A 24,337-nucleotide genomic window follows, 5' to 3' on the forward strand; every position below is an offset into this window, starting at 1 on the left:
CGGGTCTAACTACCCCAAAACTCAAGCCTTCAAACCGCATCGGCTTGAAGGTGTTTTTTTGCTCAAAATAGATTCCCGGTCACGTGTATTTGCACAAAAATTCACGTTTGTTTGCCTTGACCATTTTTGACAAAACACCGGTGCCAATGCTAAACTGTAAGAGCATACGGGGGTGTAATGGTCTCGACATTGGTGGCTCGCGCATGTGGTGCACGTCGGAGGGTCGGCTCCGTTAAAAACGCATACAGTTTATTAACTGCAAAAAACAACAATTCTTACGCTTTAGCTGCCTAATAACAGCTTAGCGTGATCGCCGTAGCTTCGCTCAAGGGTTACTTAGCGGTCTCAAACTAATTGAGCTACGACGTGTCCTGCCACCTGAGGGGCACGGAAGAGATAGTAGGTTAGTTCAATTGCGTTAGCCTTGATTCACGGCGCGGCAGTTGAGCGAATTTCAAATAGTGGAACTAAACGTGTAGAGCCATGTGTAGTGGGGCTGATGGACAGGAGTTCGATTCTCCTCACCTCCATTTTAAATCCCGTTTGCTAGCCAAGATGCCGTCAGGTGTTGAAGGCTTTTTATTTTGCCAAAATATTAGGATTCGATGAAGTTGGCGTGAACGCTTACTTTTAGCGTTCACTTGTTCACGAAACATGGTACAATTAGCCCATATGAAAGCGGGGTTGCTGTGTGGATAAATATTACATTGTGGACCGATCGATTTTGCCAGATGTGGTGGCCAAAGTGATCGAAGCCCGGACCTTGATTGAAAACGGGCAGGTCCGCCAAGTGTCTGAAGCCGTCAAAAAAGTCGGCATCAGCCGCGGCACATATTATAAATACAAAGATTATGTCTTCTTACCAGATTCTGGGATCTCTCAGCGTAAAGCTGTCTTGTCGTTAATGCTTAACGACAAGCGCGGGATCTTGTCAGAAGTCCTTAATACGATGTCAGATGCTAATGCGTCGATCATCACCATTAACCAAAACATCCCCATTCACGATTGGGCCAGTGTGGTGGTGTCGTTTGACATTTCCAATTTAACTGGGTCGCTAGATGAATTGGTCAACGCCTTGAAGCAATCACACGGGGTCACTGACGTTAATTTAATTTCAGTGGAGTAAAGTCAAAGCCGGAGTCGCATGCTCCGGCTTTTTGGTTCCGTACTGGTGCTTTCTAGAATCATATATGTTTCATCTGTCTCAAATCTTCACAAAACCTGCGACTTTGGTTCATTGTCAAACTAGGTGCTGAGTGCTAGTCTGAAATCAAGGGTCGCAGGGTTTAAGCTGTTTTTATGCCACGGCTGATAAACTCGTTGTATTAGTCAAAATGCGAGGATGATAAAAATGAAAATTCTGATGATTGAAGATAACGAAAGTGTTGCGCAGATGATGGACATGTTCTTTAAAAAAGAACAATGGGACGTCACCAACGCTTATGATGGTGAATCTGGGTTAGAGGCGTTCAAAAATGCGCCTGACGATTTTGACATCATTACCTTGGACTTGAACTTACCAAAAATGGACGGCATGCAAGTCGCCCAAGAGATCCGCAAAATTTCCACCAGTGTGCCATTGATCATGTTGACGGCGCGCGACACCGAAAGCGATCAAGTGTTAGGCTTAGAACTTGGTGCCGACGATTATGTCACCAAGCCTTTCTCCCCGATCACCTTGGTGGCTCGGATCAAAGCCTTGCACCGCCGCGCAGAAACGGCACCAGTCGATGCGAATGACGATGCGCCACAAACTAACGACGACTTTGATGTGGTGACTGGCCACTTTAAGTTGTCCACCAAGACTCGTGAAGCTTACTTAGATGATGTCGCAATTGAAGGCCTCACCCCTAAGGAATTTGACTTGTTGCACACCTTGGCGCAAAACCCGAAGCAAGTCTTCTCCCGTGAGCAATTGTTGCAGTTGGTGTGGGATTATGAATATTACGGCGATGAACGCACTGTCGATGCCCACATCAAAAAACTCCGTCAAAAAATCGAAAAAGTCGGTCCGCAGATCATTCAAACGGTTTGGGGCGTTGGCTACAAATTTGATGACACAGGATTGGATACTAAATGAAACTCCTTTATCAACAAATGTTGGCGTTTTTCGGCGTGATCGCCGTGACGCTGACCATTGTGTCGGTATTGTTTATCCGTAGCACCACCAATACCGTATGGCAAAATAGCTTTGATCAATTGGAACAATATACTGACGTGTTGAAAGATCGCGCCGTCGATCAAAATACTTATTTGATCAACAGCCAATTCATTCAAAACTCAGAAGCGATCCTCGCCAAACAAAATGTCCACTTCATGATCTACGACGCCACCAACAACGCCCGCTACCCGAACTTACCAGGTGGCGGTGGTGCTGCCCAAGCGATCGCCTCTAAATACTGGAAGCAATTGAAAAAAGGCAACACCGTGGCGTTACCTGAATTGGCAACAAACCCGCAAAACGGGAAACAACAGCGCATGACAATTTACTACAAACCGGTATTTTTGAGTCAGAAGTTGTTGTTTGTGATCGCGGCGTTTGCCCCAGTGGAAAACATTCAGTCGTCGATTCAACAAACTGAAAAGAACTTAGTGGTCGCCTTTTTGCTGTCGCTGTTAGTCGCAATCATCGTCAGTTACTTCTTGGCACGCTTTCAAGTCAACCGCATCAACCGTTTGCGTCAAGCGACCCACCAAGTTGCTGAAGGTGATTATGATGTGGAAGTGACCTTTGATAAGAAAGGCCACGATGAAGTCGCGGCTTTAGCTGATGACTTTCAAGACATGGTCGGCTCGTTGCGCGATTCGCAAGCAGAAATCCACCGCCAAGAAGAACGCCGTCGGCAATTCATGGCCGACGCTGCCCATGAAATGCGGACGCCTTTGACGACGATCAACGGATTGCTTGAAGGCTTAGCCTATGATGCGATCCCAGAAGAATCCAAAGGCGACTCGATCGCCCTCATGCAAAAAGAAACCAAGCGTTTGATCCGCTTAGTCAATGAGAATTTGGACTACGAAAAGATCCGCACCAATCAAATCATGCTCCAAAAACAAACCTTCAATGCCACTGAAGCGATGCATGACATTGTCACCCAGCTTCAGAAAAAAGCTGATGACGCTGGCGACAAGCTGGTGATCCAAGCAGATGACGACGTGGAAGTATTCGCCGATCACGATCGCTTCGTCCAAGTGATGTTTAACATCACCCAAAATGCGATCCAGTTCACCCAAAACGGCACCATCACCTTATCTGCCAAAACTGGTTATCATCAAACCGAGTTATCAGTCAGTGACACTGGAATCGGGATGAGCGCCGATCAAGTCAAAAACATTTGGGAACGCTACTACAAAGCTGACCCATCGCGTAAAAACACCAAATATGGGGAATCTGGTTTAGGCCTAGCGATCGTTCATCAACTGGTCACCGTCCATGGCGGCACCATCAAAGTCACCTCAGAACTTGGTAAAGGTACCACCTTTGCGTTGACCTTCCCAGACGAAGAAACGGCACCAAAGCAAGCGCCGATCACCCATACCAAATAATTGATGTCCTGTCGTCTCGATACGACAGGATTTTTTACGGAGGTATTTATGCAATTCATTATCGCCCCAGCTAAGAAAATGCAAGTTGATGTCGATACGTTCGCACCAGAGTCGCTGCCGGCGAACTTGACGCAAACGACTGAAATTCTCGGCGCACTGCGCGCGTTGACCCCTGCACAACGCCAAAAACTTTGGCAATGCAGCGATAAACTCGCCGCAGCCAGTGAACAACAACTTGCGCAGCTCAACTTAAACGGTCCGCTGACCCCTGCGATCATTGCCTTTGTCGGCATTCAATACCAATCGATGGCACCTGATTTGTTCACCGAATCCGCCTTGCAATATATTCAAGCACATTTGCGAATCTTGTCAGGATTTTACGGGGCATTGCGCCCTTTTGACGGGATCGTCCCATATCGCTTAGAACTTGGCAGTCGCTTGCGCGTGGGGAGCTCCAAGAACCTCTATGACTATTGGAGTGCGCGGTTGTATGAACAACTCGATTTCAGCAATGGCCCAGTGATCAACTTAGCAAGCGTTGAATATGCCAAAGCGATCCGCCCTTACCTCAAAGCTGATGACAAGATGATCGACGTGGTGTTTGGTCGCGTGATCGACGGTAGGTTCAAAACCCGTGCCACCCAAGCAAAAATTGCTCGCGGTGCAATGGTGCGGTATGCTGCAATGAACGATCTCACAACCCCTGAACAACTTAAACAATTTGATCATCCCCATTACACCTATGCCCCTGCTCGCTCAACAAAGAAGCAAATGGTATTTGAATATCACGACTAACCACGAATCGGCATCTCGACACTATCGAGACGCCGATTTTTTTGCGCGCACGAAAACCACGGCCCAGCAATTTCAAAACTGGCCCGTGGTTCCAAACTTGTCTACTTTGATCCTTCAGCGCGCATTAAACACGCATTAGGGTGGTGCGGTATTGTATCGGGGATTTCGTTCCCCGCCGGATCAGTCAGGAAAAGTTCTCCTGCTGCGCGAACTTGGATGGCTACCAAATATTATCCAAGCCTGTGGGCGGACTCCCACATGTTGCTCACTTACCCTGTGTTACCGTAGCGCGATTCGCGGTTTCGTCATGCGCACTCTGGGTAGTAGGACTTTGACTACTGTCACCAGCAGCCAAGGCGAGCATACCAATGAAGGTCAAAGACTGCAAGCCAAGCTCGAGTCTCAACTACTTTGATCTTCGCGGAATTCACCGTGATCGTATCACGGGTTTAAATTAATTGCAACCAATTGGTCGAAAAAATTTTCAAAGAAGGCTTAGTCTTTGATTTAATCAGGTTTTTCTTCATTTTCATAAAGTAGACCAATTTTTATAAAATCATTTTTGAAGCGACTAAAAAAGCCGGCACCTAGCCGGCTTTCCATTACCGCACGCCTGAAGACAAACGCCGCGAAATTAATCTGGAGATCAACGACAATGCGTAGTTGACGACAAAGTATAATACCGCCAACGCCACAAACATCGGGATCATGTAGTTAGAGTTTTGCCCGTAAATGATTTGGGAGTGATAAGTCAACTCTGGCAACAAAATGATCGTCGCCAAGCTGGTATCTTTGACTAACGAAATGAACTGCGACACGATCGGTGGGATCATCGCCTTAAATGCTTGTGGCAAAATGATATGCACCATCGCTTGCGTGTAGGTCAATCCATTAGACCGTGAAGCTTCCATTTGCCCGACTGGCACCGCATTGATCCCAGAACGGACAATTTCTGCTAACATCGCCGATTCAAACACTGTCATCGCCACGATCGACGCTGGGATCACTGGCAAACGCAACCCGATATTCGGAAGAGCGAAGTAAGTGAAGAATAAAATCAACAGCAACGGTAAGTTCCGGATCAAATCAATAATAAACCCCACGATCGGCGAGAAGATCTTGATATTCACATACCGCGCCACACCAAGTAGCGTTCCGATCAAGAAACTAAAGGCGATGGAAACTAAGCTGACTTCCAACGTCACCCCGAGGCCTTGCAGCAAATACGCGAGATTGACTTGTGAATACGCATCAATAAAGTTTTGCATGATTTAGCCTCCTTTAGGCAACTGCCCATTTTTTCTCTAAGTAGCGCATGAAATAAGACAACGGCATCGTTAAAATCAAGTACAACACCCCAACGGCTAAGTAAGTATCAAAGGTGTTAAACGTCGCATTGGCAATGATCTTGCCTTGATACATCAAATCAAACCCGGCAACAAAGGCTAAAATCGACGAGTTTTTCACCAAGTTAATGAATTGGTTGCCAAGCGGTGGGATCACGATCTTAAAGGCTTGCGGGAAAATGATTTGAATCATCGCTTGGGTGTAAGTCATCCCCACAGACCGCGCGCCTTCCATTTGACCGACGGCGACTGATTGGATCCCAGCGCGGACCGTTTCAGCGATAAAGGCACTGGTGTAAATCGTCAAGCCGATGGTCCCTGCAGTGAAACCGTCAATTTGGGCGATATATTGCGGCACGATCACGTAAAAGGCCATGGTGATGACCAACAATGGAATATTACGCACAACTTCGACATAGACGTTGCCGATCACCGACAACCAGCGATGGGTGGAAATTTCCATTAACGCAAAGGCTGTCCCAATGATCAAACTGCCAACTAAGGCGATCAACGAACTCATCAACGTGTAGCCGAGTCCTGACATCAATTCAGGAAAATTGTTCACTAAAATATTGAGCATTATTCCACCTCCTTGATATCAAAGCCTGGAATATCGCCGAACCATTTGTTGATCAGCTTTTCATAAGTGCCATTTTTCCGTAAGGTGTTAATGGCTTTGTTCATCGCGTTGGTCATGTTGGTTTGGCCTTTGTTCAATGCAATGCCATAAGGTTCTTTGGTGAAGGCCCCACCAACGACGACATAGTTAGGATCTTGTTTGGACATCCCATAAAGGATCCCGTTATCTGTGGTCACCGCCACCCCTTGGCCAGACTTCAGGGCAGTGAACGCTTGCGCATAGTCAGATAATTGTAAAACTGTGGCTTGCGGCGCGGCTTTTTGAATGTTGTCGACAGACGTTGAGCCTTGCACCCCGATCACTTTGTCGCCTTTTTTCAGATCTTTGACCGAGTGGATCGGCGAGCCTTTCTTCACTAACAACGATTGCCCTGCAGCAAAATAGGATTGCGTAAAGTTCAAGACTTTCTCACGATCTGGCGTAATGGTCATGGTGGCGATGATGGCATCAATGTTCCCACCTTTGATCATCGGCACCCGCGTATCAGAGGTGACTTGCACCAGTTCCGCTTTACCTTTGGGACCAAGGATCTGTTTGGTGATGGCTTTGGCCATGTCGATATCAAAGCCTTCGATGTTCCCAGATTTGGTGTTCATCAACCCAAACAGGCGAGTATCAGCTTTAACGCCCCAAACAATGGTGTTAGTTTGCTTGGCGTGTTGCAACACGTCTTGTGACGCGATCGACTTGCCGCACCCAGCTATCAACAACACACTTAACAATCCAATTAAGGCGATCAGATGATGTAACTTTTTCATACTGCGCCTCCTTAGTGGTTGATGATCTTTGACAAGAACTCCTGGGCGCGCGGTTCTTTAGGATGATCGAAAAAGCCGCCAACATCTGAGGCATCTTCCAAGATCTGACCGTCTGCCATAAACACGATCCGATTACCGACATGCCGGGCAAAGCCCATTTCATGGGTGACCACGACCATTGTCATCCCACCTTCGGCAATGGTTTTCATGACGTCAAGGACATCGCCGATGGTTTCTGGATCAAGCGCTGACGTTGGTTCATCAAATAACAAGGCTTTAGGCTTCATCGCCAATGATCGCGCAATGGCGATCCGTTGTTTTTGCCCACCGGATAACGCCGAAGGATAAGAATCTGCTTTATCCCGCAACCCGACTTGATCAAGCAAAGCCAGCGCTTCTTCATGCACTTCGTCTTTGTTGCGCTTCAGCACTAGGGTCGGGCCAAGGCAAATATTTTGCATGACCGTTTTGTTGGCATATAAATTAAAATGCTGGAACACCATGCCGACATTTTTGCGGATCTTATTCATATCGGTTTTTTTATCTGCTAAATCAAAATCATTAACGATCAATTGGCCGGACTGGACCCGCTCCAAACCGTTGATCGTGCGCAGCAGCGTACTTTTCCCAGAACCAGATGGTCCGATAATGGTGACGACTTCACCACGATCAACAGTGAGGTTGATATCTTTTAACGCATGGAACTTACCATAATACTTCTCGACATCGTGGAATTCGATCATCGACATGGTTGATCCCTCCTTTTTTCGTGTAAGAACAAGAAAGGACGCACAATGGCGTCCTTATGTGATTATTAATATTTTATCATATTTCATTCATCAATTCCAGAAAAAATCCTCAGACTTAAGAATTGTCACGTAAGGTATAGGCCAACTGAACCGTCAGGCTATACGGTTCTTCCTTGGTGATCAAGCTTCGCCGACCCATCAACTTGCTTTGGCCACCGGTTAAATATACATGAGCAGCCGCTAATTTATACTGCTTTTGCGCTTCTTTGACTGGTAACAATCCCACTGACACGATCCGCGCCAACGGTTGTACATTCAATGCATTAACGCCACCGACAACAGTCACACCGCCAGCTTCTGGTACCACTTTGAAAAATGGCAATTCCACCATATTCCCGATCGCATACACTGGTTGATGACTTTTCGAGGCGACACGCATGATGGCGTGATCGTCTAAGCCTGAATAGTTTGCGGCTAAATGTCCATTTTCTTGTAAATGTTTCACCAAGTCGTCAAGGTTGCGTTGTTGTGCAGGCGACACATCAATGGCCGTTGGCAAAATGTTTTCTTCTTTAAACAAGCCACTAGCAGGACCCGACATTGTATTTTTCGTCAACTTCGATTCGGCTGCTTTGAGTTGCGCTTGATTGCCGCCGAGAAGTTTTTCCACTTTTGGTGAAATATCATACTTCAATTGCTTGTCGGTGTAATAGTAAAAGGCGTTGAGGACAATGAAGTATTCCAATAGTAAGAACCCGACTAAAAACAAGAAACCTTGCAGGCGATATCCAGGATAACGCAGCCCTTGGATCGCAGTGTACAACAAGTAAAAGTTTGCAATAAACGCGACGACAGTAAAGGCCTTGCCTTTGGCTTTATCTTGAATATTGAAATAACTCAACAGGCGGTTGAGAATATCTAATGCTGTTAACATGTCAACCTCCTAGTTAGTTGTTGTGGTCGTTGAACTGCTGTTAGTGGTATCGCCAGTGGTGCCGCCAGTGGTGGTATTGCCAGTCGTGGTTTTATCACTAGATGAACTAGACGCCGTAGCAGAGCTCGACGAGGCACTGGTGTGATCGGTGTTATTATCCGTACCACCTTGGGTATTATCCGTGGTGTTGTCACTTGACGAACTCGACGCATCAGTTTGTGGTTGGTTGTTTTGTTGATCATCTGACGAACTCGTCTCGCTAGGTTTGGCGGCAGAACTCGATGACGCTGACGGCTTGCTTGGTTTGTCAGAACTTGAGGTGCTAGCAGTCGCGGCTTTTTGCTTGGAAACCAACACCGATTGAGACGCTGCAGATTTTGGTTTGGCACTCGGGTTGACCGTCGTGTTAATGACATTGAACCCGCTGACTAAAATGATAATTGATACGATTGCCGCTGGTGAAAGTAGCGGCGCTGTCCGGTAAGCCATTGATCGGACTCCTTTCAAAAAACTACTGCCTTGATTGTACCGCAAACCACTCGCTGACACCTTTAAAGATATGCAAAGATACACCAGTTTTTGTCAGGGGTGATTTGAAGTGGCGACGCCCGCCGGCTCATCGACGTCGATTGAGGGTCCTCAGCCGAGACATCATTCGTCTCAATCTCGTTTTGATGATGTCTGGCATTGTCAGTGTGAATTTGATTTTTCAGTTAGCTATACCAACCTGCCTCCGGCACGAAAATCTGTGGGCTCCGATGATTTGGCGTCACTGCGATGAATGGGACAAGTTGCCGGTGCGGCCGTCTGCAGAAATCGGCAAAGCCCGCCGATGTTCTTGCGACTAAAAATTGAACCGGAGAAGAGCACTCCGTTTCAATTTTTACCGGTGAAATCTGCGAATGCCACCAAAGATCGGTGTCATCCTTGATTTCACTGCCACAGGCAATTGTCCCATTCACCTCCATTTTGCCAAATCATCTCCACCCACAGATTTTCTACGTTGTTTTGCTAGTTTACAAATCAACTACGCTGATGTTGCGACGTCATTCACATGACCAAACATGAGATCAACGTAGAAATAACGTGGTTCGTAGCCATCAGGTGACAGTGGGCTAGCGTAGTGGAGGAACTGAAAGCATCGAACGTGGCAGAAATATTAACGGAGACAGTGGTTTTCTGGCTCCGTTAATATTTCAGGCAAATTCAAAGACGCGGGTTTCGGCTTTGAATTTAGGTGAAAGAGCATCGGCGCTTTTTGCCGATCTCTACGCCGGAAAGGCATGCCACGAGAGATGATTTCAGTTCCGAAACGAAGCTAGACCACTGTCGCCTGAGGGCGGCATGAAATACTATCGATGCCGGACATCATTTGCATCAGAAGTATCAAGCTTCATTTATGTCTCGGCCCCATTCTCGATATGCATCGCCGCCACCTTTCAGCAATACACAAAACGGCCGCGTATTGACGCGACCGCTACTTTATTTGGCCAGTTTTTTGGCACAGTCAGCACATAACCCATACAATTCAAAGTTATGACTGGCAATTTTAGCCCCTGGGACTTGGGCTTCAAAGAACCCTAAAGGACACATTTGTAATTCTTGCGCGCGATGACAGTTGGTGCAGATGAAGTGATGGTGATGCGGATGTTGATAATCACATTGCATTTTGACAATAGCTTGTTCATCTTGGACTTCGTGTTCAAGGATGCCGAGTTCTTCAAAGGCTTTGACGTTGCGATAAATGGTATCATGCGAAAGGCCAGGATATTGACTGCGCATGTAAGCATCAAGGCTAGTGACCGTCACATAACTATCAGCATGGCGCTCCAAATACGCCACTAAATCGCGGCGTTGTTTGGTGACGCGCATCCCACTTTGTTTCATTCGCTCAATGGCGATCGCAGCTTTTGACATCGGCTTCCATCCTTTCGCTTAGATCCATTACGATTAACTCATATTAACACAGTTACTAACTAAAAACCAGCAACCTCTTTGGCTAATTGTTTCATGAATTGATCGATTTGTTGCTGCGCTTGCGTCCAGTCATCGTTAGCGATCACGGTGGCACTCGCTTTTAATTCAGCAGGTAACACCAAGTCGCGTTGATATTCAGGACTGGCAAGGCGCGCAGCCACCATTTTCGGATCATCGCCGCGTTCCAGCAATCGCGATTCTAAAATTGCGGGATCATCGATGGTTAAAAAAAGCGTTTTAACCGCGGGACCGAGCTTTTGCGCATAAGTGATCGCGCCTTTGGTATCCAAGACGATGCTGGCAAAATTATGTTTGTCCCAAGCGGCATACAAGGATTCATAAGAACTGCCATAACGAAAGCCAGCATAAGTCACGTCTTCGATGTAATGATTATGATCAAAACTTGCAGGCGTTTCGAAGGCGTAATCGATACCTTCGACTTCATTGTAGCGCTTGGGCCTGGTGGTATGCGTCATCACCCGTTGAATATTGTAGGTTTGGGTCAAATAGCGACTGACGGTGGTTTTGCCAGTACCAGTCGCCCCAGTGATCACGATCAACCTATGCGCCATGAGGTCCTCCGATCGGTGTCACTTCAATGTGCAATTGAAATTGTTCGGTTGCATCCATCACATTAAACACGAAATGGTCATCCCCGAATTCCCCGAACGTCAATGTATCATCAGTCGCATCATCCAACGCTTGAACGTCAGTACTACCATTTTGTAAAAAGTCGACGATCGCATCGTGAAGTTGATGAATATCTTGCAGATCACTCACTGCAAGTTCCGACACTAAAAGGCGCAATGCCTTTTGAGTTGCTGATAATAAATCAGGCAATGGTTCTTCATCGATGCCGGCATGAAACACCGCTAAAGTTCCTTGTTGATAACTTGCCCCAATGATCCCATATTGCATCGCAAACGCCTCTTTTCTCTTTTATTTCATTATATCAAATAATGGGTTTAAAAAAACCGCGGTTTCCCGCGGTTGAATCGACAATTGATTACAGGCGACGGGCAAAGCTTGGTGACCAAGCACTGATGCTTTGAACCGTCACGTTTTGACCAGGTTGTGGGGCGTGAATGTAACGGCCGCCACCGATGTAAATGGCCACGTGATAAGCAGAACCAACGCCACCCCAGAACAGCAAGTCGCCAGTTTGTAAGGCGGACATGGAAACTGAAGTCCCCATGGTGGATTGGGTTTCAGAGCTATGTGGTAAGCTGACGCCGATTTGTGACGCAGCATACATCACTAAGCCAGAGCAGTCAAAGCCTGAAGGACTTGCGCCACCCCAGACATAAGGCACGCCGATGTAACGTTGGGCGATGCCGGCGATGCCAGACAAGTGACCAGTCCCGGCGTTAGTAGCAGGCTGAGCAGCTTTAGCCGTTACAGTTGCGGCTTGAATAGCAGACTTAGAAGCTTGTACTGGTGTCGCTGCCGCTTTTGCTTGGGTGTTGGCTTTCGCAACGTCGCCTTGAAGGGCTTTGTAAGCTGCTTGGTTATCATTGATTTTCTTTTGGAGATCGGCTTGTTTGGCAGAAGCTTGTGCAGACAGAGTCTTTAAGGAGTCGCGATCTTTTTCAAGTTTGGCTTCGTTTGCCACTAAGGTTGCTTTGTTATCAACTGCTTGTTGCTTAGCATCGGCCAAATCTTTGTTCGCAGATTGGACATCTGCTAAAGCTTGTTGGTTCGCCTCGTTGAGCTTCCCGACAGTAAAGGAGCGAGAAACAGCATCATCTAAATTCTTGGCATTTAAGATAAAGTCGAAATAAACGTTACCAGTGACAGAGTTACCAGCTTCTTTTTGTAAAGAACGCAATTGCGCCTTCATGTTTGCTGTGCGCTTCGTCAATTCAGCTTGGGCTTTGGTGATTTTCACTTCATATGTATTGATCTTCGCCGTTGCATCTTTGATGTTTGCTTGGGCATTTTGGATCTCAACAGCTTTTGCTGATGCTTGTTCGTTCAATTTGGCGACGCTGTTTTGGGCTTGTTGCAATTGGGCTTGCAAGCTCGCAGTACTTTCTGCGGCATTCACAGTGTGTGCCCCTACCCCGATGGTGGTCAAAATAGTTGCAAATGCGATTGCGGTTACAGTTTTGATCGATGTCATGAATTATTCGCTCCTCTAAGCAATTGTCGAGAATAGTGTAACAAACCAGTGTTACAGAAACATGTCGTCACAGTTAACGGTTGAATGCGTTATCGATACAAAACAAAAAAGCGATCGAGAATAATCTCGATCGCAACTTTGATTAACGATGGATGTAAGTGTAGCTACCAGCACCAGAAATGGTGTCAGTGTTAGGACCAGTTGGTGATGAGAAGCCCATACCACCTTGTTGGATCGTAATGGAGTTACCAGAAACCCCAACGACATAAGCCACGTGACCGTATGAACCATCAGCAGTCCAGTGACCACCAACAGATTGACCAGCAGCGAAGACCACGATTGAACCAACTGCAGGCGTGTTGTTGACAGTGAAGCCTTCAGCAGCAGCTGAAGCGCCCCATTGTGCGCCGTTACCCCAGTGGTTGCCGGCCCATGGTGCAACAGACTTCACGTAGTACGTGCATTGGCCCCAAGCATAGGCGTTACCTGCGGAGTCACCAGAGGTATGGGTGCCGCCATTGGTGTTGATCGTTGCGCCTGCGTTGCTTGAGCTACCACTGTTAGTGTTCACTTTGGCAGTGGTGTTAGTAGTTGTTGCTTTAGCTGCCGTTGCAGTAGCTGCAAGCTTAGCTAAGGAAGCTTTGGCTGCAGCATCTTCTTTAGCTGCTTGGGCTTGTAATGAAATTAAAACATCTTTGTTGTCGGCGATTTTTTTGTTCAAAGCCGTCGTCTTCGCATCAGCAGATGACTTCAAGTTCACCAGAGAAGCTTTGTCAGCTTCCAAAGAAGCCTTGGTGTCGACTAAGTCTTGCTTCTTGGCAACTTGTTCGTTTTGCAGATCCGTCAACTTCGTCTTAGCGTCGTTAACTGCAGCTAAGGCATCTTTGTTGGCTTGGTTCAACTTGTTGACCGTAGAAGCACGGGAGATCAAGTCGGACAAGTCTTTGGAGTTCAAGGCGAAATCCACATAGACGTTACCAGTGACAGAATCACCAGTTTGTTTTTGTAAAGAAACCAATTGCTTCTTTAAAACGTCTTTACGAGCTGCAAGTTCGGCTTCAGTCTTAGTGACTTCACCAGCTAATTCAGTGATCTTAGCTTCAGTTGCAGTGATCTTAGCTTGGGCGTCAGAAATCGCCGTGTTTTTATCGTTGATTTTGTTTTGTAAGTCAGTTACTTCCGAGTTAGCAGCTGCCAAGTCAGAAAGTAACTTGTTCGTTGAACTTTGGTTGGAAGAAATTTGAGTTTGGGTGTCGCTAGCCGCGGATACGGGCATTGTCGTTGCAGCGAATGCTGTCAAGGTTACTGCGGTTACCATGGTTGTTAAGATTGTTTGTAACTTCATTATGTTTTTGCCACCCTTTTTTCGTTAATCACTGGTATTAAGATTAACGTTTCAACGTTACACAAACATTACAGTGCAATTACTATCGACGTACATTTAGAAGTCGCGTCGTAATGTTTCCGAAAAAAATAGGCCTTGCAAAAGGCCTATTTATCAACGTTTTAATGAATACGGACTAAGAAGTATTTCTTTTTACCGCGTTTTACAATAACAAATTTGCCGTCAAAATGACTGCTTGGATCGATTTCAAAATCTACATCGCGTTGTTTTTCCCCATTAATGGAAATGGCGCCATTGGTGATATCTTCGCGTGCTTGACGACGTGAAGATTCGATCTTGGTGGTATCGACTAACCAAGTGACGATGTTTTCTGGTGTCGCAGTGGCATCCGCGGTTGGGAATTGTTTGAAACCTTGTTCGATTTCGCTGGCGGTTAAATCTTGAACATTGCCAGAGAATAACGCTGCAGAAATGGCTTCCGCTTCTTTAACCGCAGCTTCACCATGAACGAACTTGGTGACTTCTTGGGCTAAGCGCCGTTGGCCGATGCGCTTTTCAGGCGCTTCTGCTGATTGCTTCACGAGGTCGGCGATTTCCTCTTGTGACAAGAAAGTAAAGAACTTCAAGAATTTCTCAACGTCATGGTCATCTTGGTTGAACCAGAATTGATAGAATTCGTAAGGGCTAGTTTTTTCAGGATCCAAGTATACCGCGCCGCCAGCGGACTTCCCAAACTTGGTGCCGTCAGCTTTCAGCATCAACGGGTTGGTCAAGCCATAAACTTTCGCATCAGCGCCTTCAGTTTTGTGAATTAAATCGATGCCGGCAGTGATGTTCCCCCATTGATCGGCACCACCGAGTTGGACTTGGACATCTTCATGTTTATATAGATGTAAAAAGTCGATCGATTGCAAAATTTGGTACGTGAACTCGGTGTAAGAGATCCCTTTTTCAAGGCGTGACGCCACGACTTCTTTAGCCAGCATTTGGTTAACTGGGAACAACTTCCCAAAGTCACGCAAGAAGTCCAACATCGAAAGCTTGGACAACCAAGTGTAGTTATCCACGATCCGGAAGTTATCGCGACCGAAAAGTTTTTCCATTTGCTTGGTGAGCTTTGCTTTGTTTTCGGCAATGGTGTCCATAGTTTGTAACACCCGTTCCGAGTTACGACCAGAAGGATCCCCGATCGAACCAGTCCCCCCACCGATCAAAATCACCGGTTTGTGACCCATCAATTGGAATCGCTTGAGCATCATGAACGGAATCAAATGTCCAACATGTAAGGAATCACCGGTAGGATCGGTACCGACATAAATGCCGACTTGCTTTTCTTCGGTGAGCTTGCGCAAACCTTCTTCGTCTGTCAATTGGTTTAACGCCCCGCGCCAAGCCAGTTCATCTAAAATGTTCTTTGCCATGATAGCCTCCTTATTTTCTGCAAAAAAATAGCCCTGAACAAAAAATCTTGTCCAGAGGCGAATAGTCCGCGGTACCACCCTGATTTATCACTCATTAATGGTTAACGGCATCGCCCGTGACTGTTTGCTTACAAGGTAACTCCCTCGCCTCAGCTTGTTGACTTTCAGCAATTCGTCAACTCTCTTTGTCCACACCGAAGCAGGTTTTCTTGCACAGTCCAAATTACATTTAGTCTAGCATATGAGTTCGGTTTGTCAATTGTTGTTGACAAACTCACGCTGTCCGGCATCGTCAGTGTGAATTTGATTTCTCAGTTTGCTATACCAACTTGCCTTGCGGCACGAAAATCTGTGGGCTCCGACAATTTGGCGACACTACGGTGAATTGGACAAGTTGCCAGTGCGGCCGTCTGCAGAAATCGGCAAAGCCCGCCGATGTTCTTGCGACTAAAAATTGAACCGGAGAAGATCGCTCCGTTTCAATTTTTGCCGGTGAAATCTGCGCGAACCGCCATAAACCGGCGTTTCACTTGATTTCACTACCACAGGCAATTGTCCAATTCACCTCCGTTTTGCCAAATCATCTCCGCCCACAGATTTTCTCGTTGATGTATCTCACTTCTAAATCAAATACGCTCACGTATAACGTTATTCGATAGATAAATGTCATAGCAACCTTGGCAACATGTGTTTCTTAGCCATCAGGTGACAGTGGGCTACCGTAGTGGAAGTGATTTGAAATTGGGACGGAGGCTGGCCGTCGGTGCGTGGTGAGATTTCCGTTAGCGACTTGTCGCTTACGGAAAGCCGCAGGTGGAGATCCACTTGGCGATGAGCGTAGCGAAGCGTCCAAGTTAGCTCCGCCGAGGACCCTCACTACGCACCGACGAGCCAGCTGGAGTCCAAATTTCAAATCACTGTAACGGAGCTAGTCTACTGGCGCCTGGTGGCAGCATGAAACACTCACGCTGCCGGACAGCGATGTGTGAGTCAGCAGCTCTACATTAGAACAATTATTAAGATAGTTTTGAACAATCGCTCAGTGAAATTTATTGTTGGCGACTGGCTTGTGTGTGCCTTGTTATCGCCTTGTAAATGGCGTAGAGTCGAGGTGATTCAGGGCGACCAAAAATTGTGATGACCTGACTTTACTTTTAAATTCAACGGGACTATAATATTCACGTTGTTTAGAATGATTATAATTTATTTGGAGGCCACACATGAGCTTAGCAGAAAAGATCAATGTGATGCGGGCCAGCGTTATGGGGGCAAATGACGGCATCCTCAGTGTTGCAGGGATCGTCATTGGGGTCGCAGGTGCGACCAGCAATAGTTATGCCATTTTACTGTCAGGATTATCAGGAATGTTAGCTGGCACAGTGTCGATGGCGATGGGCGAATACGTATCAGTCAACACCCAGCGCGATTCAGAAAAAAATGCAGTGATCAAAGAATCTCGTGCTTTAGATGATGATTATCAAGGTGAACTTGATTTTATTCAAAACAAATACCAACAAACCGGTATTTCCGCGGAATTAGCGGCGCAGGCTGCCAAGGAAATGATGGCCAAAGATCCCGTCAATGTCGGGGTCCGCGAACGCTACGGCTTTGATCCCCATGTGAAAACCAGTGCGATTTCTGCAGCGATGGCATCAATGATCTCGTTTCCGCTTGGATCGATCTTACCATTAGTTGCCATTTCCTTGTTGCCAACTGACATTCGCGTGATGGCGACAGTGATCGCCGTGATCATTGCGTTAGCGATCACCGGCTACACTGCCGCGGCATTAGGCAACGCCAATCGCAGTCGGGCAATGTTGCGCAATGTGGTATCTGGGATCTTGACTATGGCCGTCACCTACTTGGCCGGCTCGTTGTTTGCTCACTAGGAGGTGGACGCAGATGAAAACTCTCACATTAAAAAAGCGTCACACTCAAACGATGGCTGAGCGAGCAAATACCTTGCGTGCTGGGGTCTTAGGCGCAAATGATGGTATTTTGACCGTGGTTGGGGTGCTTTTCTCGGTCGCGGCAGCCACAACCAATCATTTTACGATTTTCATTGCCGGCTTAGCTGACTTGCTCGCTTGTGCGTTTTCGATGGCTAGTGGTGAATATGCCAGTGTTTCCTCGCAAAAAGACACCGAAGCTTCAGTGGTAGCCACAGAAGCTGAATTGTTGAAAACTGATTACGCCGGTGAACTCAAAGCCGTGATCCAGCATTACGTCGATCGCGGCGTATCGACCATTACCGCTGAAAAAATCGCAACTGAGTTAATGACTAAAGATGCCCTTGGTACGGTGATCGATGTGAAGTACCAATTGAAACAAGGCCATTATATGAATCCTTGGGACGCAGCGTTTTCTAGTTTAGTCGCGGCTGCTAGTGGTGGGATCTTTCCATTGATCGCCATGACGTTTTTGCCAGGTGTTTGGGCTTGGCCTGGTACTATTGCCGCAGTTGTCGCCTCCAGTTGCTTAACTGGTTATTTATCCGCGAAGTTTGGTGATGGGTTAGTCAAAACTGCAGTGATCCGCAACGTGATCATCGGCATTATCACCATGGCCATTCATTATGGCATTGGCCAAGTGATGTAAACCGATCAAAAAAGTCGTCGTCGAAAAAATTCGACGACGACTTTTTTGTTGCGGACAGCCGGCAAAACCAGCGGCTGTTTTTCAAAGATTACTTCTCTGTTGTTGAGTTGCGACGCTTTAAGGCATCAGTGAGGCGTTCTAGGCGCGCGATGGTGTCATCTAGCGTCAAATAGTAATAGACGATATTGCCTTCTTGATGAGAATCGACCATGCCAATATCTTTTAATGCCTTGAGATGATGCGAGGTTGCTGGCTGTGATAACCCGATTTCTTCAGCCAAGTCATTGACTTTAAGGCCTTGGGAATCCTTGGCCGCACCAAGGATCATCAATAAACGTTGCCGATTTTCGTTGGAAAGTGCGTTAAGATGTCCGATATCCGATTGAAATTCTTCAAGCGCTTCTTGTTGCGCTGCGGAATAATGCTCTGCCATTTCCTTCCTCCACTTGTTACGAGATATGTTTACCCTTAGTGTACCTGATTTTTGACGAAAAAGGGCATTTTTGCACAGAAAATATTCAGATTTTTATGTGATATGACAATGAAATTGTGTAAGGTGATTCTGCTGTTGAAAAGTAAGCCATTGTAATTTCTGAAATTTTCACGCATGAATTTCAGAAATAGGCTTGCTTTTTTCCTCACTGTATTTTAATATTTGTCTAATGTTAATGTGACATACAGGAAAGAGGACTTCTACATGACAGTAAATATTGATTGGGATAATCTCGGATTCGACTATATGAACCTGCCTTACCGTTACGTTTCGTATTGGAAAGACGGCCAATGGGATGACGGTAAGTTGTCAGAAGACGCCAACATCACCATTAACGAAGGCTCGCCAATTCTGCATTATGGCCAAGGCGCTTTTGAAGGCTTGAAGGCTTATCGCACCAAGTCAGGCAAAGTCCAATTATTCCGCCCAGACCGCAACGCTGCTCGTTTGCAACATTCTGCAGACAAGTTGTTGATGCCACAAGTGCCGATCGACAAATTTATCGATGCGGCTAAGCAAGTCACCAAAGCCAATGAAGACTATGTGCCACCTTATGGCACCGGCGCAACCTTGTATCTGCGCCCAATTCTTATCGGCATCGGGCCTAATATCGGTGTTTCCCCTGCCAAAGAATACATGTTCTTGATTTTTGCCCAACCAGTCGGCCCTTACTTCAAAGGCGGCATGGTACCAACTAAGTTTATTGTCGCTGACTCCTTTGACCGTGCCGCTCACTATGGTACTGGTGGTTCTAAAGTTGGTGGGAACTACGCTGCTAGTTTGCAAGCCGGCAAATATGCCCATGAACATGGCTACGGCGATGCGATCTACTTGGATCCGATCAACCATGAAACCATTGAAGAAGTGGGTTCTGCGAACTTCTTTGGGATCACCACTGACAAAAAGCGCCTGTTGACGCCAAAGTCTCCTTCCATCTTACCTTCCATCACCAAGTATTCCATTTTGCAAATTGCGAAGGAACGCTTCGGGTTGGAAACTGAAGAAACGAAGATCTCCATTCACGACTTAGATGAATTCTCAGAAGCCGGCGCCTGCGGGACTGCCGCTGTGATCACCCCAATTTCCAGCATCACTTACGGTGACGACGTGCATACCTTCGGCGATGGCTCTACTGGTGAATTGACTGAAAAGATCTACAACGAACTCACTGGGATCCAATTCGGCGATGTCGAAGCCCCAGAAGGCTGGATCTACCCAGTCGACTAAAGCTAAACGAAAACCCCGATCTGCAATTGTTGGCAGATCGGGGTTTTGTTGTGTCTGAGCAATTAACGCAACCAGCCGCCATGCACTTCAGTGGCTTCGACGGCCAAGATGAAGGCCTTAGGATCGATTTCTCGAATGCGCTCGACCGTCGCATGGAAATTCGATTGATCAACCACCACCATCAGCATTTCACTGGTTTTGCCAGAATGCCCGCCGATCACCGGTTGCACTGTTAACCCATGTTCTGGAGTCTCATCAAGCATTTGTTTCATGGCGTCAATTTCTGGGGTCATCACGTAAATCGCTTTTTTACGGTCCAACCCAGTTTCCACATAATTCATCACAATACTGGTCAAGCCGATGGCAAAAATGGCAAGGACAAAAGCTTCGATGCCAGAAACAAAAATGTTAAAGAAGCAAACGATCAAATCGACAACGAATAGTCCAACTGCCGGTTTAATGTGAAAATACTTTTGCATCAGCATTGGCGGTACGGTTGTCCCACCACTTGACGCATCGATGCGATAATTGATCGCGACCCCGACGGCAAAAATGACACTCCCGACGATCACCGCTAGTAAGCGATCTTCAACGATTTTTACTTGCGGCATCACAGCTAACATCAACGGCAGTAATAAACTGCCGATCAAGATGCGCTTGGTCGTCGCGCGATCTAAGAAGAAATACGCGAGTACCAGCATTAAGACATTGACGATCAACGTCGTCAACCCCAGCGGCACGCCGAAAGCTTCTTGCGTTAAGATCGCGATCCCGGTGGCACCGCCGGCTGCGACACCATGTGGGGCATAAAAAAAGTTGATACTGACTGCGATCAACGCCAATGCGACAATCATAAAGCCGCCGCGGATCATGGGATGTTGGGTCAATTTCTGCATAGGTCACCTCACGTAATATTTATACTAAGCATAACAAAATATTATGATGAACGTCAACTTTCCTGATACTTCAATAAGTCCCCAGGTTGACAATTAAGCGCTGCGCATAACTTACATAATGTCGAAAAGCGGATCGCTTTCGCTTTCCCGGTTTTTAAAATCGACAAGTTCGCCATCGTCATCCCCACTGTATCAGCTAATTGTGTCAGTGACATACCGCGATCTAATAAAAGTTGGTCCAAGTCAATCTCGATCATTGACAACCTCCTAAATCGTTAAGTCGTTTTCGGCTTTGTACATCAAGGCTTTGGTCCATAATTCTTGTAACACTGCCAAAAAAATCGTTACCATCAGTGGCAATGCAACGATCCCACTACCAATCAAACAAAGCCCTGGTGCATCTTCAAACTGTGCCATCACGTAAAATTCTGGCATGATCCCGATCAAACCGATGGTCATTCCTGTCGTCGCCCATTTCAAGTGCCGCAAGTTCTTGACTGCAACCCACGAAAAAGCGGTGTTGGTATCCACCCGCCGGAGCAGTTGCCAAGCATAACCGATCGCTCCAAAAAAACATAGCACCGTCACATAGATCCCAATGGTCATTACCCAAGCACTACCTGCGTGATGGTAGTCCCGCATTAAAGTAGCTGGCAGGCGCCAAAACAACATCAGCGCAAACATGCCGATCACAACGGCGGCCAACGCCAATATCACTTTCAAACTCAACGTTTTCAATTTCATCATTCACACCTCAAAAGCAGTATAGCGGTTCGCTTATCGATAATCAATAATTTTTTACCGATTATCAATAAATATTGGTCACAAAAAAAGTCGAAGCTTCGTGCTTCGACTTTCTTCAAGTTATGCGGCAGTGATCACGATATCGTCATCGACTACATCAGCTTTCAAAGCTTTGACGTCTTGATGTTCCAAATAAAAGTCAGTGACTTTATCCCGCACATGTTGTGCGATCACCCGACGCAATGGTCGAGCCCCCATGGCTTCATCATAACCTTGGGTGATCAACCAGTCTTTGGCTTCGTCGCTAACCGTCAAGGTCAATTGCTTCTTGGCTAAGGTGTCAGACACATCTTGTAACAGCAAGTCCACGATTTTCCCTAAGTCATCTTTGCTTAAGTGACTGAATTCGACGATCCCGTCAAAGCGGTTCAGAAATTCTGGACGGAAGAATGGGGCCAGCTTGTCATGCAAAGACTTGTCAGCAAGTGCAGCATTCCCAAACCCAGCATTTGATGTCGCGATGATGATCGTATTCTTGAAGTTCACCACATTACCTTGACCATCAGTCAAGCGACCGTCGTCTAAGACTTGCAACAACAAAGTCAAGACTTGCGGATCTGCTTTTTCGATTTCATCAAGTAAAATGATCGCATAAGGATTGCGACGGACTTGTTCCGTCAAGGTGTTACCGTTGTCTTCATAGCCGACGTAACCAGCACTGGTGCCAATGAGCTTTGAAACTGCGGTACGATCACTGTACTCAGACATATCCAAGCGAATGATCGCATCTTTGCGACCGAACATATCTAAGGCCAATTGCTTAGCCAGTTCCGTCTTCCCAACACCAGTCGGCCCGACGAATAAGAAACTGCCGATCGGACGTTCACCATCATCAAAGCCAGCACGATTGCGACGAATGGCTTTAGCGACCATGTCGACCGCTTCGTCTTGGCCGATCACTTTATTCTTCAACCGTTGGGCAATGCCTTGCAAACGTTGAATGTCAGAAGCGCCAAGCTTTGCCACAGGAATACCAGTCAGGCGTTCAACTGCCGCGGCGACATCTTCTGGGGTTGCCGTAGGGGCTTGTTGCTTCGTGTCACCATGATCAAGTTGTGCTTGGACGTTTGCGAGTTGCTTTTTCAAGTTAGCCGCTTTTTCAAAGTCTTCTGCTTTCGCAGCGTCATCTTTTTGTTGCGTCAATTGTTCAACTTGTTGCTTTAACGCGACTTCATCTAATACTGGATGTTGGGCCGCCAAGTGAGCAGCGGTCATGTCCAATAAGTCAATGGCTTTGTCTGGTAAGCTGCGTTGTGGCAAGTATTGCACGGAATAATCCACACAAGCTTTCAACACTGTATCAGGCAATTGCACATGGTGATGTTGTTCATACAACTTGCGCAAGCCTTGCAAGATCTTGAACGTCGTTTCCGCACTTGGTTGGTTGACGGTAATGTCATTGAACCGCCGTGCTAATGCGGCATCTTTCATGATCGTGTTGCGATATTCATCTTGCGTCGTTGCGCCGATCACTGTCAGTTCTCCACGCGACAACGCTGGCTTGATGATATCTGCTAAGCCTTTGCTGCCAGACTCACCAGTGGATCCCGCCCCTAATATTTGATGAATTTCATCAAAGAACAAGATCACGTTCCCGCGCTTTTTAACCGCTTTGATCAAGTCTTGAATATTTTGTTCAAAACTCCCACGATATTGCGTCCCGGCTTCTAAGTTTGCTAAGTCAATGGCGATGATCGACTTGTTTTGAATCGCCGCTGGCACATTGCCTTTGACAATAGCTTGGGCTAAGCCTTCAACTACCGCAGTTTTGCCGACACCAGCATCCCCGACTAAAATCGGGTTATTTTTGGTGCGCCGGCTTAACACTTCAGCGGCTTCTTGAATCTCCTTGTCACGGCCGATCACTGGGTCCAACAAGCCATCGCGGGCTTCTTGCGTTAAATCACGACCAAGTTTGTCTAAAATCGACTTTGGTTCAGGCTTTTGCTTAGTGGCCACCGGGACACTACCAGATTGTAGTTGGGCCGCCTCTTCAGGGGTCAATTCATGACCGTTGACCACATATTTAGGCTGTTGCCCATCCATGCGATGCATTAATTGATCGAAAAAATCATCCATTCCATCATTGAAAAATGGATCGTTAAAGTTTGCCATACCGATTCCCTCCTCAAGGCGGCGCAAAAACACCGCCGACTCGCAGCGGTGCTACTCAGTTTTATAGTCGGACCGCTGCGGTCTTCTTTTTGTTTACATAATATACTATAGTCTGTTTTAGCACTCTTGTCAATAGAGTGCTAAAACTTTGTCGAAAAAGTTTTAGGATCGGGAATGACAAACTCATATTGTGGTAATAACAGAACATTTTCGAAAAATTAAGCGATATGTTATGTCAACCGTGTCTGTAAAAAAACAGCCAGAAAAGTTCTGACTGTAACGCGTTTGATCTATCTAATGGCATCACTATTAACCCAGCCCCATTACCCCTCGATCAAATCGACGCATAGCTTGACCAAAAAGGAATGCGATTGACAATCGCCAACTACCCAGCGATCGTGACTATCGAAGCCGTAAAAATCACCCCTAAAACCAAGCACTACGCCAATACTTTGACGTTTTAGCCGCCAACCATCTAGGTCGTTTTAGAATACAGTCAAAAACCACCCGTTAAACGGGTGGCTTGCTCTGGGGCTATAAGCCCCCGTTACCGGCAGCGTCTCAAGGCGCT

The 24,337-nt window shown here is 46.7% G+C and carries 24 protein-coding genes and 1 other RNA gene; 8 read left to right on the top strand and 17 right to left on the bottom strand.

Annotated elements, in window-relative coordinates; translation table 11 throughout:
• The first annotated feature begins 168 nt into the window (after positions 1 to 168).
• From ssrA to yaaA, 5 genes are all read left to right on the top strand, one after another.
• Positions 169 to 533, top strand: a transfer-messenger RNA (tmRNA) gene (gene ssrA / locus EKM92_RS09430).
• Positions 534 to 691: 158 nt separating this feature from the next.
• Entirely contained in the window at positions 692 to 1,126 is a 435-nt protein-coding gene (locus EKM92_RS09435) for an ACT domain-containing protein (RefSeq protein ID WP_125710170.1), read from the top strand.
• A gap of 225 nt (positions 1,127 to 1,351) precedes the next feature.
• Positions 1,352 to 2,080 carry a response regulator transcription factor gene (locus EKM92_RS09440; RefSeq protein ID WP_125710172.1) on the top strand — a complete coding sequence of 243 codons (729 nt, stop codon included), beginning with the start codon at positions 1,352 to 1,354 and terminating at the stop codon, positions 2,078 to 2,080.
• Entirely contained in the window at positions 2,077 to 3,546 is a 1,470-nt protein-coding gene (locus EKM92_RS09445; protein WP_125710174.1) for a sensor histidine kinase, read from the top strand. Before EKM92_RS09440 ends, EKM92_RS09445 begins: the two co-directional genes overlap by 4 nt.
• A 48-nt stretch (positions 3,547 to 3,594) precedes the next feature.
• Positions 3,595 to 4,341 carry a peroxide stress protein YaaA gene (gene yaaA / locus EKM92_RS09450; RefSeq protein WP_125710176.1) on the top strand — a complete coding sequence of 249 codons (747 nt, stop codon included), beginning with the start codon at positions 3,595 to 3,597 and terminating at the stop codon, positions 4,339 to 4,341.
• A 602-nt stretch (positions 4,342 to 4,943) separates the two neighbouring features.
• Here the strand turns inward: yaaA and EKM92_RS09455 are convergent.
• The 12 genes from EKM92_RS09455 to tyrS all read right to left on the bottom strand — a co-directional run bounded on the left by EKM92_RS09455 (position 4,944) and on the right by tyrS (position 15,633).
• Positions 4,944 to 5,609 (bottom strand): amino acid ABC transporter permease, encoded by a 666-nt coding sequence (locus EKM92_RS09455; RefSeq protein ID WP_125710178.1) that lies wholly within the window; start codon positions 5,607 to 5,609, stop codon positions 4,944 to 4,946.
• Positions 5,610 to 5,622: 13 nt separating this feature from the next.
• Positions 5,623 to 6,267 carry an amino acid ABC transporter permease gene (locus EKM92_RS09460; protein ID WP_125710180.1) on the bottom strand — a complete coding sequence of 215 codons (645 nt, stop codon included), beginning with the start codon at positions 6,265 to 6,267 and terminating at the stop codon, positions 5,623 to 5,625.
• Positions 6,267 to 7,085, bottom strand: coding sequence for a transporter substrate-binding domain-containing protein (locus EKM92_RS09465; RefSeq protein WP_125710182.1), 819 nt, complete (start codon positions 7,083 to 7,085; stop codon positions 6,267 to 6,269). The genes EKM92_RS09460 and EKM92_RS09465 overlap by 1 nt, the downstream gene beginning before the upstream one ends.
• 11 nt (positions 7,086 to 7,096) lie before the next feature.
• Positions 7,097 to 7,834 carry an amino acid ABC transporter ATP-binding protein gene (locus EKM92_RS09470; protein ID WP_125710184.1) on the bottom strand — a complete coding sequence of 246 codons (738 nt, stop codon included), beginning with the start codon at positions 7,832 to 7,834 and terminating at the stop codon, positions 7,097 to 7,099.
• 115 nt (positions 7,835 to 7,949) lie between these two features.
• Positions 7,950 to 8,768, bottom strand: coding sequence for a DUF6681 family protein (locus tag EKM92_RS09475; protein WP_125710186.1), 819 nt, complete (start codon positions 8,766 to 8,768; stop codon positions 7,950 to 7,952).
• 9 nt (positions 8,769 to 8,777) lie between these two features.
• Positions 8,778 to 9,257 (bottom strand): hypothetical protein, encoded by a 480-nt coding sequence (locus EKM92_RS09480; protein WP_125710188.1) that lies wholly within the window; start codon positions 9,255 to 9,257, stop codon positions 8,778 to 8,780.
• Between the two features lie 993 nt (positions 9,258 to 10,250).
• Positions 10,251 to 10,685, bottom strand: a complete 435-nt coding sequence (locus EKM92_RS09485) for a Fur family transcriptional regulator (protein ID WP_125710190.1) — start codon at positions 10,683 to 10,685, stop codon at positions 10,251 to 10,253.
• A gap of 59 nt (positions 10,686 to 10,744) precedes the next feature.
• The gene (locus EKM92_RS09490) at positions 10,745 to 11,317 is read right to left on the bottom strand and encodes a guanylate kinase (protein ID WP_125710192.1); all 573 of its coding nucleotides are present in this window, start codon (positions 11,315 to 11,317) and stop codon (positions 10,745 to 10,747) included.
• A complete protein-coding gene (locus tag EKM92_RS09495) occupies positions 11,307 to 11,663 on the bottom strand; it encodes a hypothetical protein (RefSeq protein WP_125710194.1) in 357 nt (118 codons plus the stop codon). Before EKM92_RS09495 ends, EKM92_RS09490 begins: the two co-directional genes overlap by 11 nt.
• Before the next feature lie 88 nt (positions 11,664 to 11,751).
• Entirely contained in the window at positions 11,752 to 12,867 is a 1,116-nt protein-coding gene (locus EKM92_RS09500; RefSeq protein ID WP_125710196.1) for a C40 family peptidase, read from the bottom strand.
• A 142-nt stretch (positions 12,868 to 13,009) separates the two neighbouring features.
• A complete protein-coding gene (locus tag EKM92_RS09505) occupies positions 13,010 to 14,212 on the bottom strand; it encodes a coiled-coil domain-containing protein (RefSeq protein WP_125710198.1) in 1,203 nt (400 codons plus the stop codon).
• A 161-nt stretch (positions 14,213 to 14,373) separates the two neighbouring features.
• Positions 14,374 to 15,633, bottom strand: a complete 1,260-nt coding sequence (gene tyrS, locus EKM92_RS09510) for a tyrosine--tRNA ligase (RefSeq protein ID WP_125710200.1) — start codon at positions 15,631 to 15,633, stop codon at positions 14,374 to 14,376.
• Between the two features lie 1,220 nt (positions 15,634 to 16,853).
• On the opposite strand from tyrS, the gene EKM92_RS09515 reads away from it, so the two are divergent.
• On the top strand, positions 16,854 to 17,522 hold the full coding sequence (locus tag EKM92_RS09515) for a VIT1/CCC1 transporter family protein (RefSeq protein WP_125710202.1): 669 nt from the start codon (positions 16,854 to 16,856) through the stop codon (positions 17,520 to 17,522).
• Positions 17,523 to 17,535: 13 nt separating this feature from the next.
• Positions 17,536 to 18,231, top strand: a complete 696-nt coding sequence (locus EKM92_RS09520) for a VIT1/CCC1 transporter family protein (protein WP_225420769.1) — start codon at positions 17,536 to 17,538, stop codon at positions 18,229 to 18,231.
• Between the two features lie 88 nt (positions 18,232 to 18,319).
• Here the strand turns inward: EKM92_RS09520 and EKM92_RS09525 are convergent, their stop codons facing one another.
• Entirely contained in the window at positions 18,320 to 18,664 is a 345-nt protein-coding gene (locus EKM92_RS09525) for an ArsR/SmtB family transcription factor (protein WP_125710204.1), read from the bottom strand.
• 264 nt (positions 18,665 to 18,928) lie between these two features.
• On the opposite strand from EKM92_RS09525, the gene EKM92_RS09530 reads away from it, so the two are divergent.
• Complete coding sequence (locus EKM92_RS09530; protein ID WP_125710206.1) at positions 18,929 to 19,951, top strand: branched-chain amino acid aminotransferase; 1,023 nt, start codon at positions 18,929 to 18,931, stop codon at positions 19,949 to 19,951.
• 62 nt (positions 19,952 to 20,013) lie between these two features.
• Here EKM92_RS09530 and EKM92_RS09535 read toward each other — a convergent pair whose 3' ends face one another.
• From EKM92_RS09535 to EKM92_RS09550, 4 genes are all read right to left on the bottom strand, one after another.
• The gene (locus EKM92_RS09535) at positions 20,014 to 20,847 is read right to left on the bottom strand and encodes a YitT family protein (RefSeq protein ID WP_125710208.1); all 834 of its coding nucleotides are present in this window, start codon (positions 20,845 to 20,847) and stop codon (positions 20,014 to 20,016) included.
• 53 nt (positions 20,848 to 20,900) lie between these two features.
• The gene (locus tag EKM92_RS09540) at positions 20,901 to 21,104 is read right to left on the bottom strand and encodes a helix-turn-helix domain-containing protein (protein ID WP_125710210.1); all 204 of its coding nucleotides are present in this window, start codon (positions 21,102 to 21,104) and stop codon (positions 20,901 to 20,903) included.
• Positions 21,105 to 21,114: 10 nt separating this feature from the next.
• Entirely contained in the window at positions 21,115 to 21,594 is a 480-nt protein-coding gene (locus tag EKM92_RS09545; RefSeq protein ID WP_125710212.1) for a DUF2975 domain-containing protein, read from the bottom strand.
• Positions 21,595 to 21,711: 117 nt separating this feature from the next.
• A complete protein-coding gene (locus EKM92_RS09550) occupies positions 21,712 to 23,766 on the bottom strand; it encodes an AAA family ATPase (protein ID WP_125710214.1) in 2,055 nt (684 codons plus the stop codon).
• Positions 23,767 to 24,337 lie beyond the last annotated feature (571 nt).

This window comes from Lacticaseibacillus porcinae (assembly GCF_003946305.1).
In the GTDB taxonomy this organism is placed as follows: Bacteria; Bacillota; Bacilli; order Lactobacillales; family Lactobacillaceae; genus Lacticaseibacillus; species Lacticaseibacillus porcinae.

Coding starts and splice junctions, on each gene's coding strand:
- EKM92_RS09440 (WP_125710172.1), top strand. CDS start 1,352: ATGAAAATTCTGATGATTGAAGATAACGAAAGTGTTGCGCAGATGATG.
- EKM92_RS09445 (WP_125710174.1), top strand. CDS start 2,077: ATGAAACTCCTTTATCAACAAATGTTGGCGTTTTTCGGCGTGATCGCC.
- yaaA (WP_125710176.1), top strand. CDS start 3,595: ATGCAATTCATTATCGCCCCAGCTAAGAAAATGCAAGTTGATGTCGAT.
- EKM92_RS09455 (WP_125710178.1), bottom strand. CDS start 5,609: ATGCAAAACTTTATTGATGCGTATTCACAAGTCAATCTCGCGTATTTG.
- EKM92_RS09460 (WP_125710180.1), bottom strand. CDS start 6,267: ATGCTCAATATTTTAGTGAACAATTTTCCTGAATTGATGTCAGGACTC.
- EKM92_RS09465 (WP_125710182.1), bottom strand. CDS start 7,085: ATGAAAAAGTTACATCATCTGATCGCCTTAATTGGATTGTTAAGTGTG.
- EKM92_RS09470 (WP_125710184.1), bottom strand. CDS start 7,834: ATGTCGATGATCGAATTCCACGATGTCGAGAAGTATTATGGTAAGTTC.
- EKM92_RS09475 (WP_125710186.1), bottom strand. CDS start 8,768: ATGTTAACAGCATTAGATATTCTCAACCGCCTGTTGAGTTATTTCAAT.
- EKM92_RS09480 (WP_125710188.1), bottom strand. CDS start 9,257: ATGGCTTACCGGACAGCGCCGCTACTTTCACCAGCGGCAATCGTATCA.
- EKM92_RS09485 (WP_125710190.1), bottom strand. CDS start 10,685: ATGTCAAAAGCTGCGATCGCCATTGAGCGAATGAAACAAAGTGGGATG.
- EKM92_RS09490 (WP_125710192.1), bottom strand. CDS start 11,317: ATGGCGCATAGGTTGATCGTGATCACTGGGGCGACTGGTACTGGCAAA.
- EKM92_RS09495 (WP_125710194.1), bottom strand. CDS start 11,663: ATGCAATATGGGATCATTGGGGCAAGTTATCAACAAGGAACTTTAGCG.
- EKM92_RS09500 (WP_125710196.1), bottom strand. CDS start 12,867: ATGACATCGATCAAAACTGTAACCGCAATCGCATTTGCAACTATTTTG.
- EKM92_RS09505 (WP_125710198.1), bottom strand. CDS start 14,212: ATGAAGTTACAAACAATCTTAACAACCATGGTAACCGCAGTAACCTTG.
- tyrS (WP_125710200.1), bottom strand. CDS start 15,633: ATGGCAAAGAACATTTTAGATGAACTGGCTTGGCGCGGGGCGTTAAAC.
- EKM92_RS09515 (WP_125710202.1), top strand. CDS start 16,854: ATGAGCTTAGCAGAAAAGATCAATGTGATGCGGGCCAGCGTTATGGGG.
- EKM92_RS09520 (WP_225420769.1), top strand. CDS start 17,536: ATGAAAACTCTCACATTAAAAAAGCGTCACACTCAAACGATGGCTGAG.
- EKM92_RS09525 (WP_125710204.1), bottom strand. CDS start 18,664: ATGGCAGAGCATTATTCCGCAGCGCAACAAGAAGCGCTTGAAGAATTT.
- EKM92_RS09530 (WP_125710206.1), top strand. CDS start 18,929: ATGACAGTAAATATTGATTGGGATAATCTCGGATTCGACTATATGAAC.
- EKM92_RS09535 (WP_125710208.1), bottom strand. CDS start 20,847: ATGCAGAAATTGACCCAACATCCCATGATCCGCGGCGGCTTTATGATT.
- EKM92_RS09540 (WP_125710210.1), bottom strand. CDS start 21,104: ATGATCGAGATTGACTTGGACCAACTTTTATTAGATCGCGGTATGTCA.
- EKM92_RS09545 (WP_125710212.1), bottom strand. CDS start 21,594: ATGATGAAATTGAAAACGTTGAGTTTGAAAGTGATATTGGCGTTGGCC.
- EKM92_RS09550 (WP_125710214.1), bottom strand. CDS start 23,766: ATGGCAAACTTTAACGATCCATTTTTCAATGATGGAATGGATGATTTT.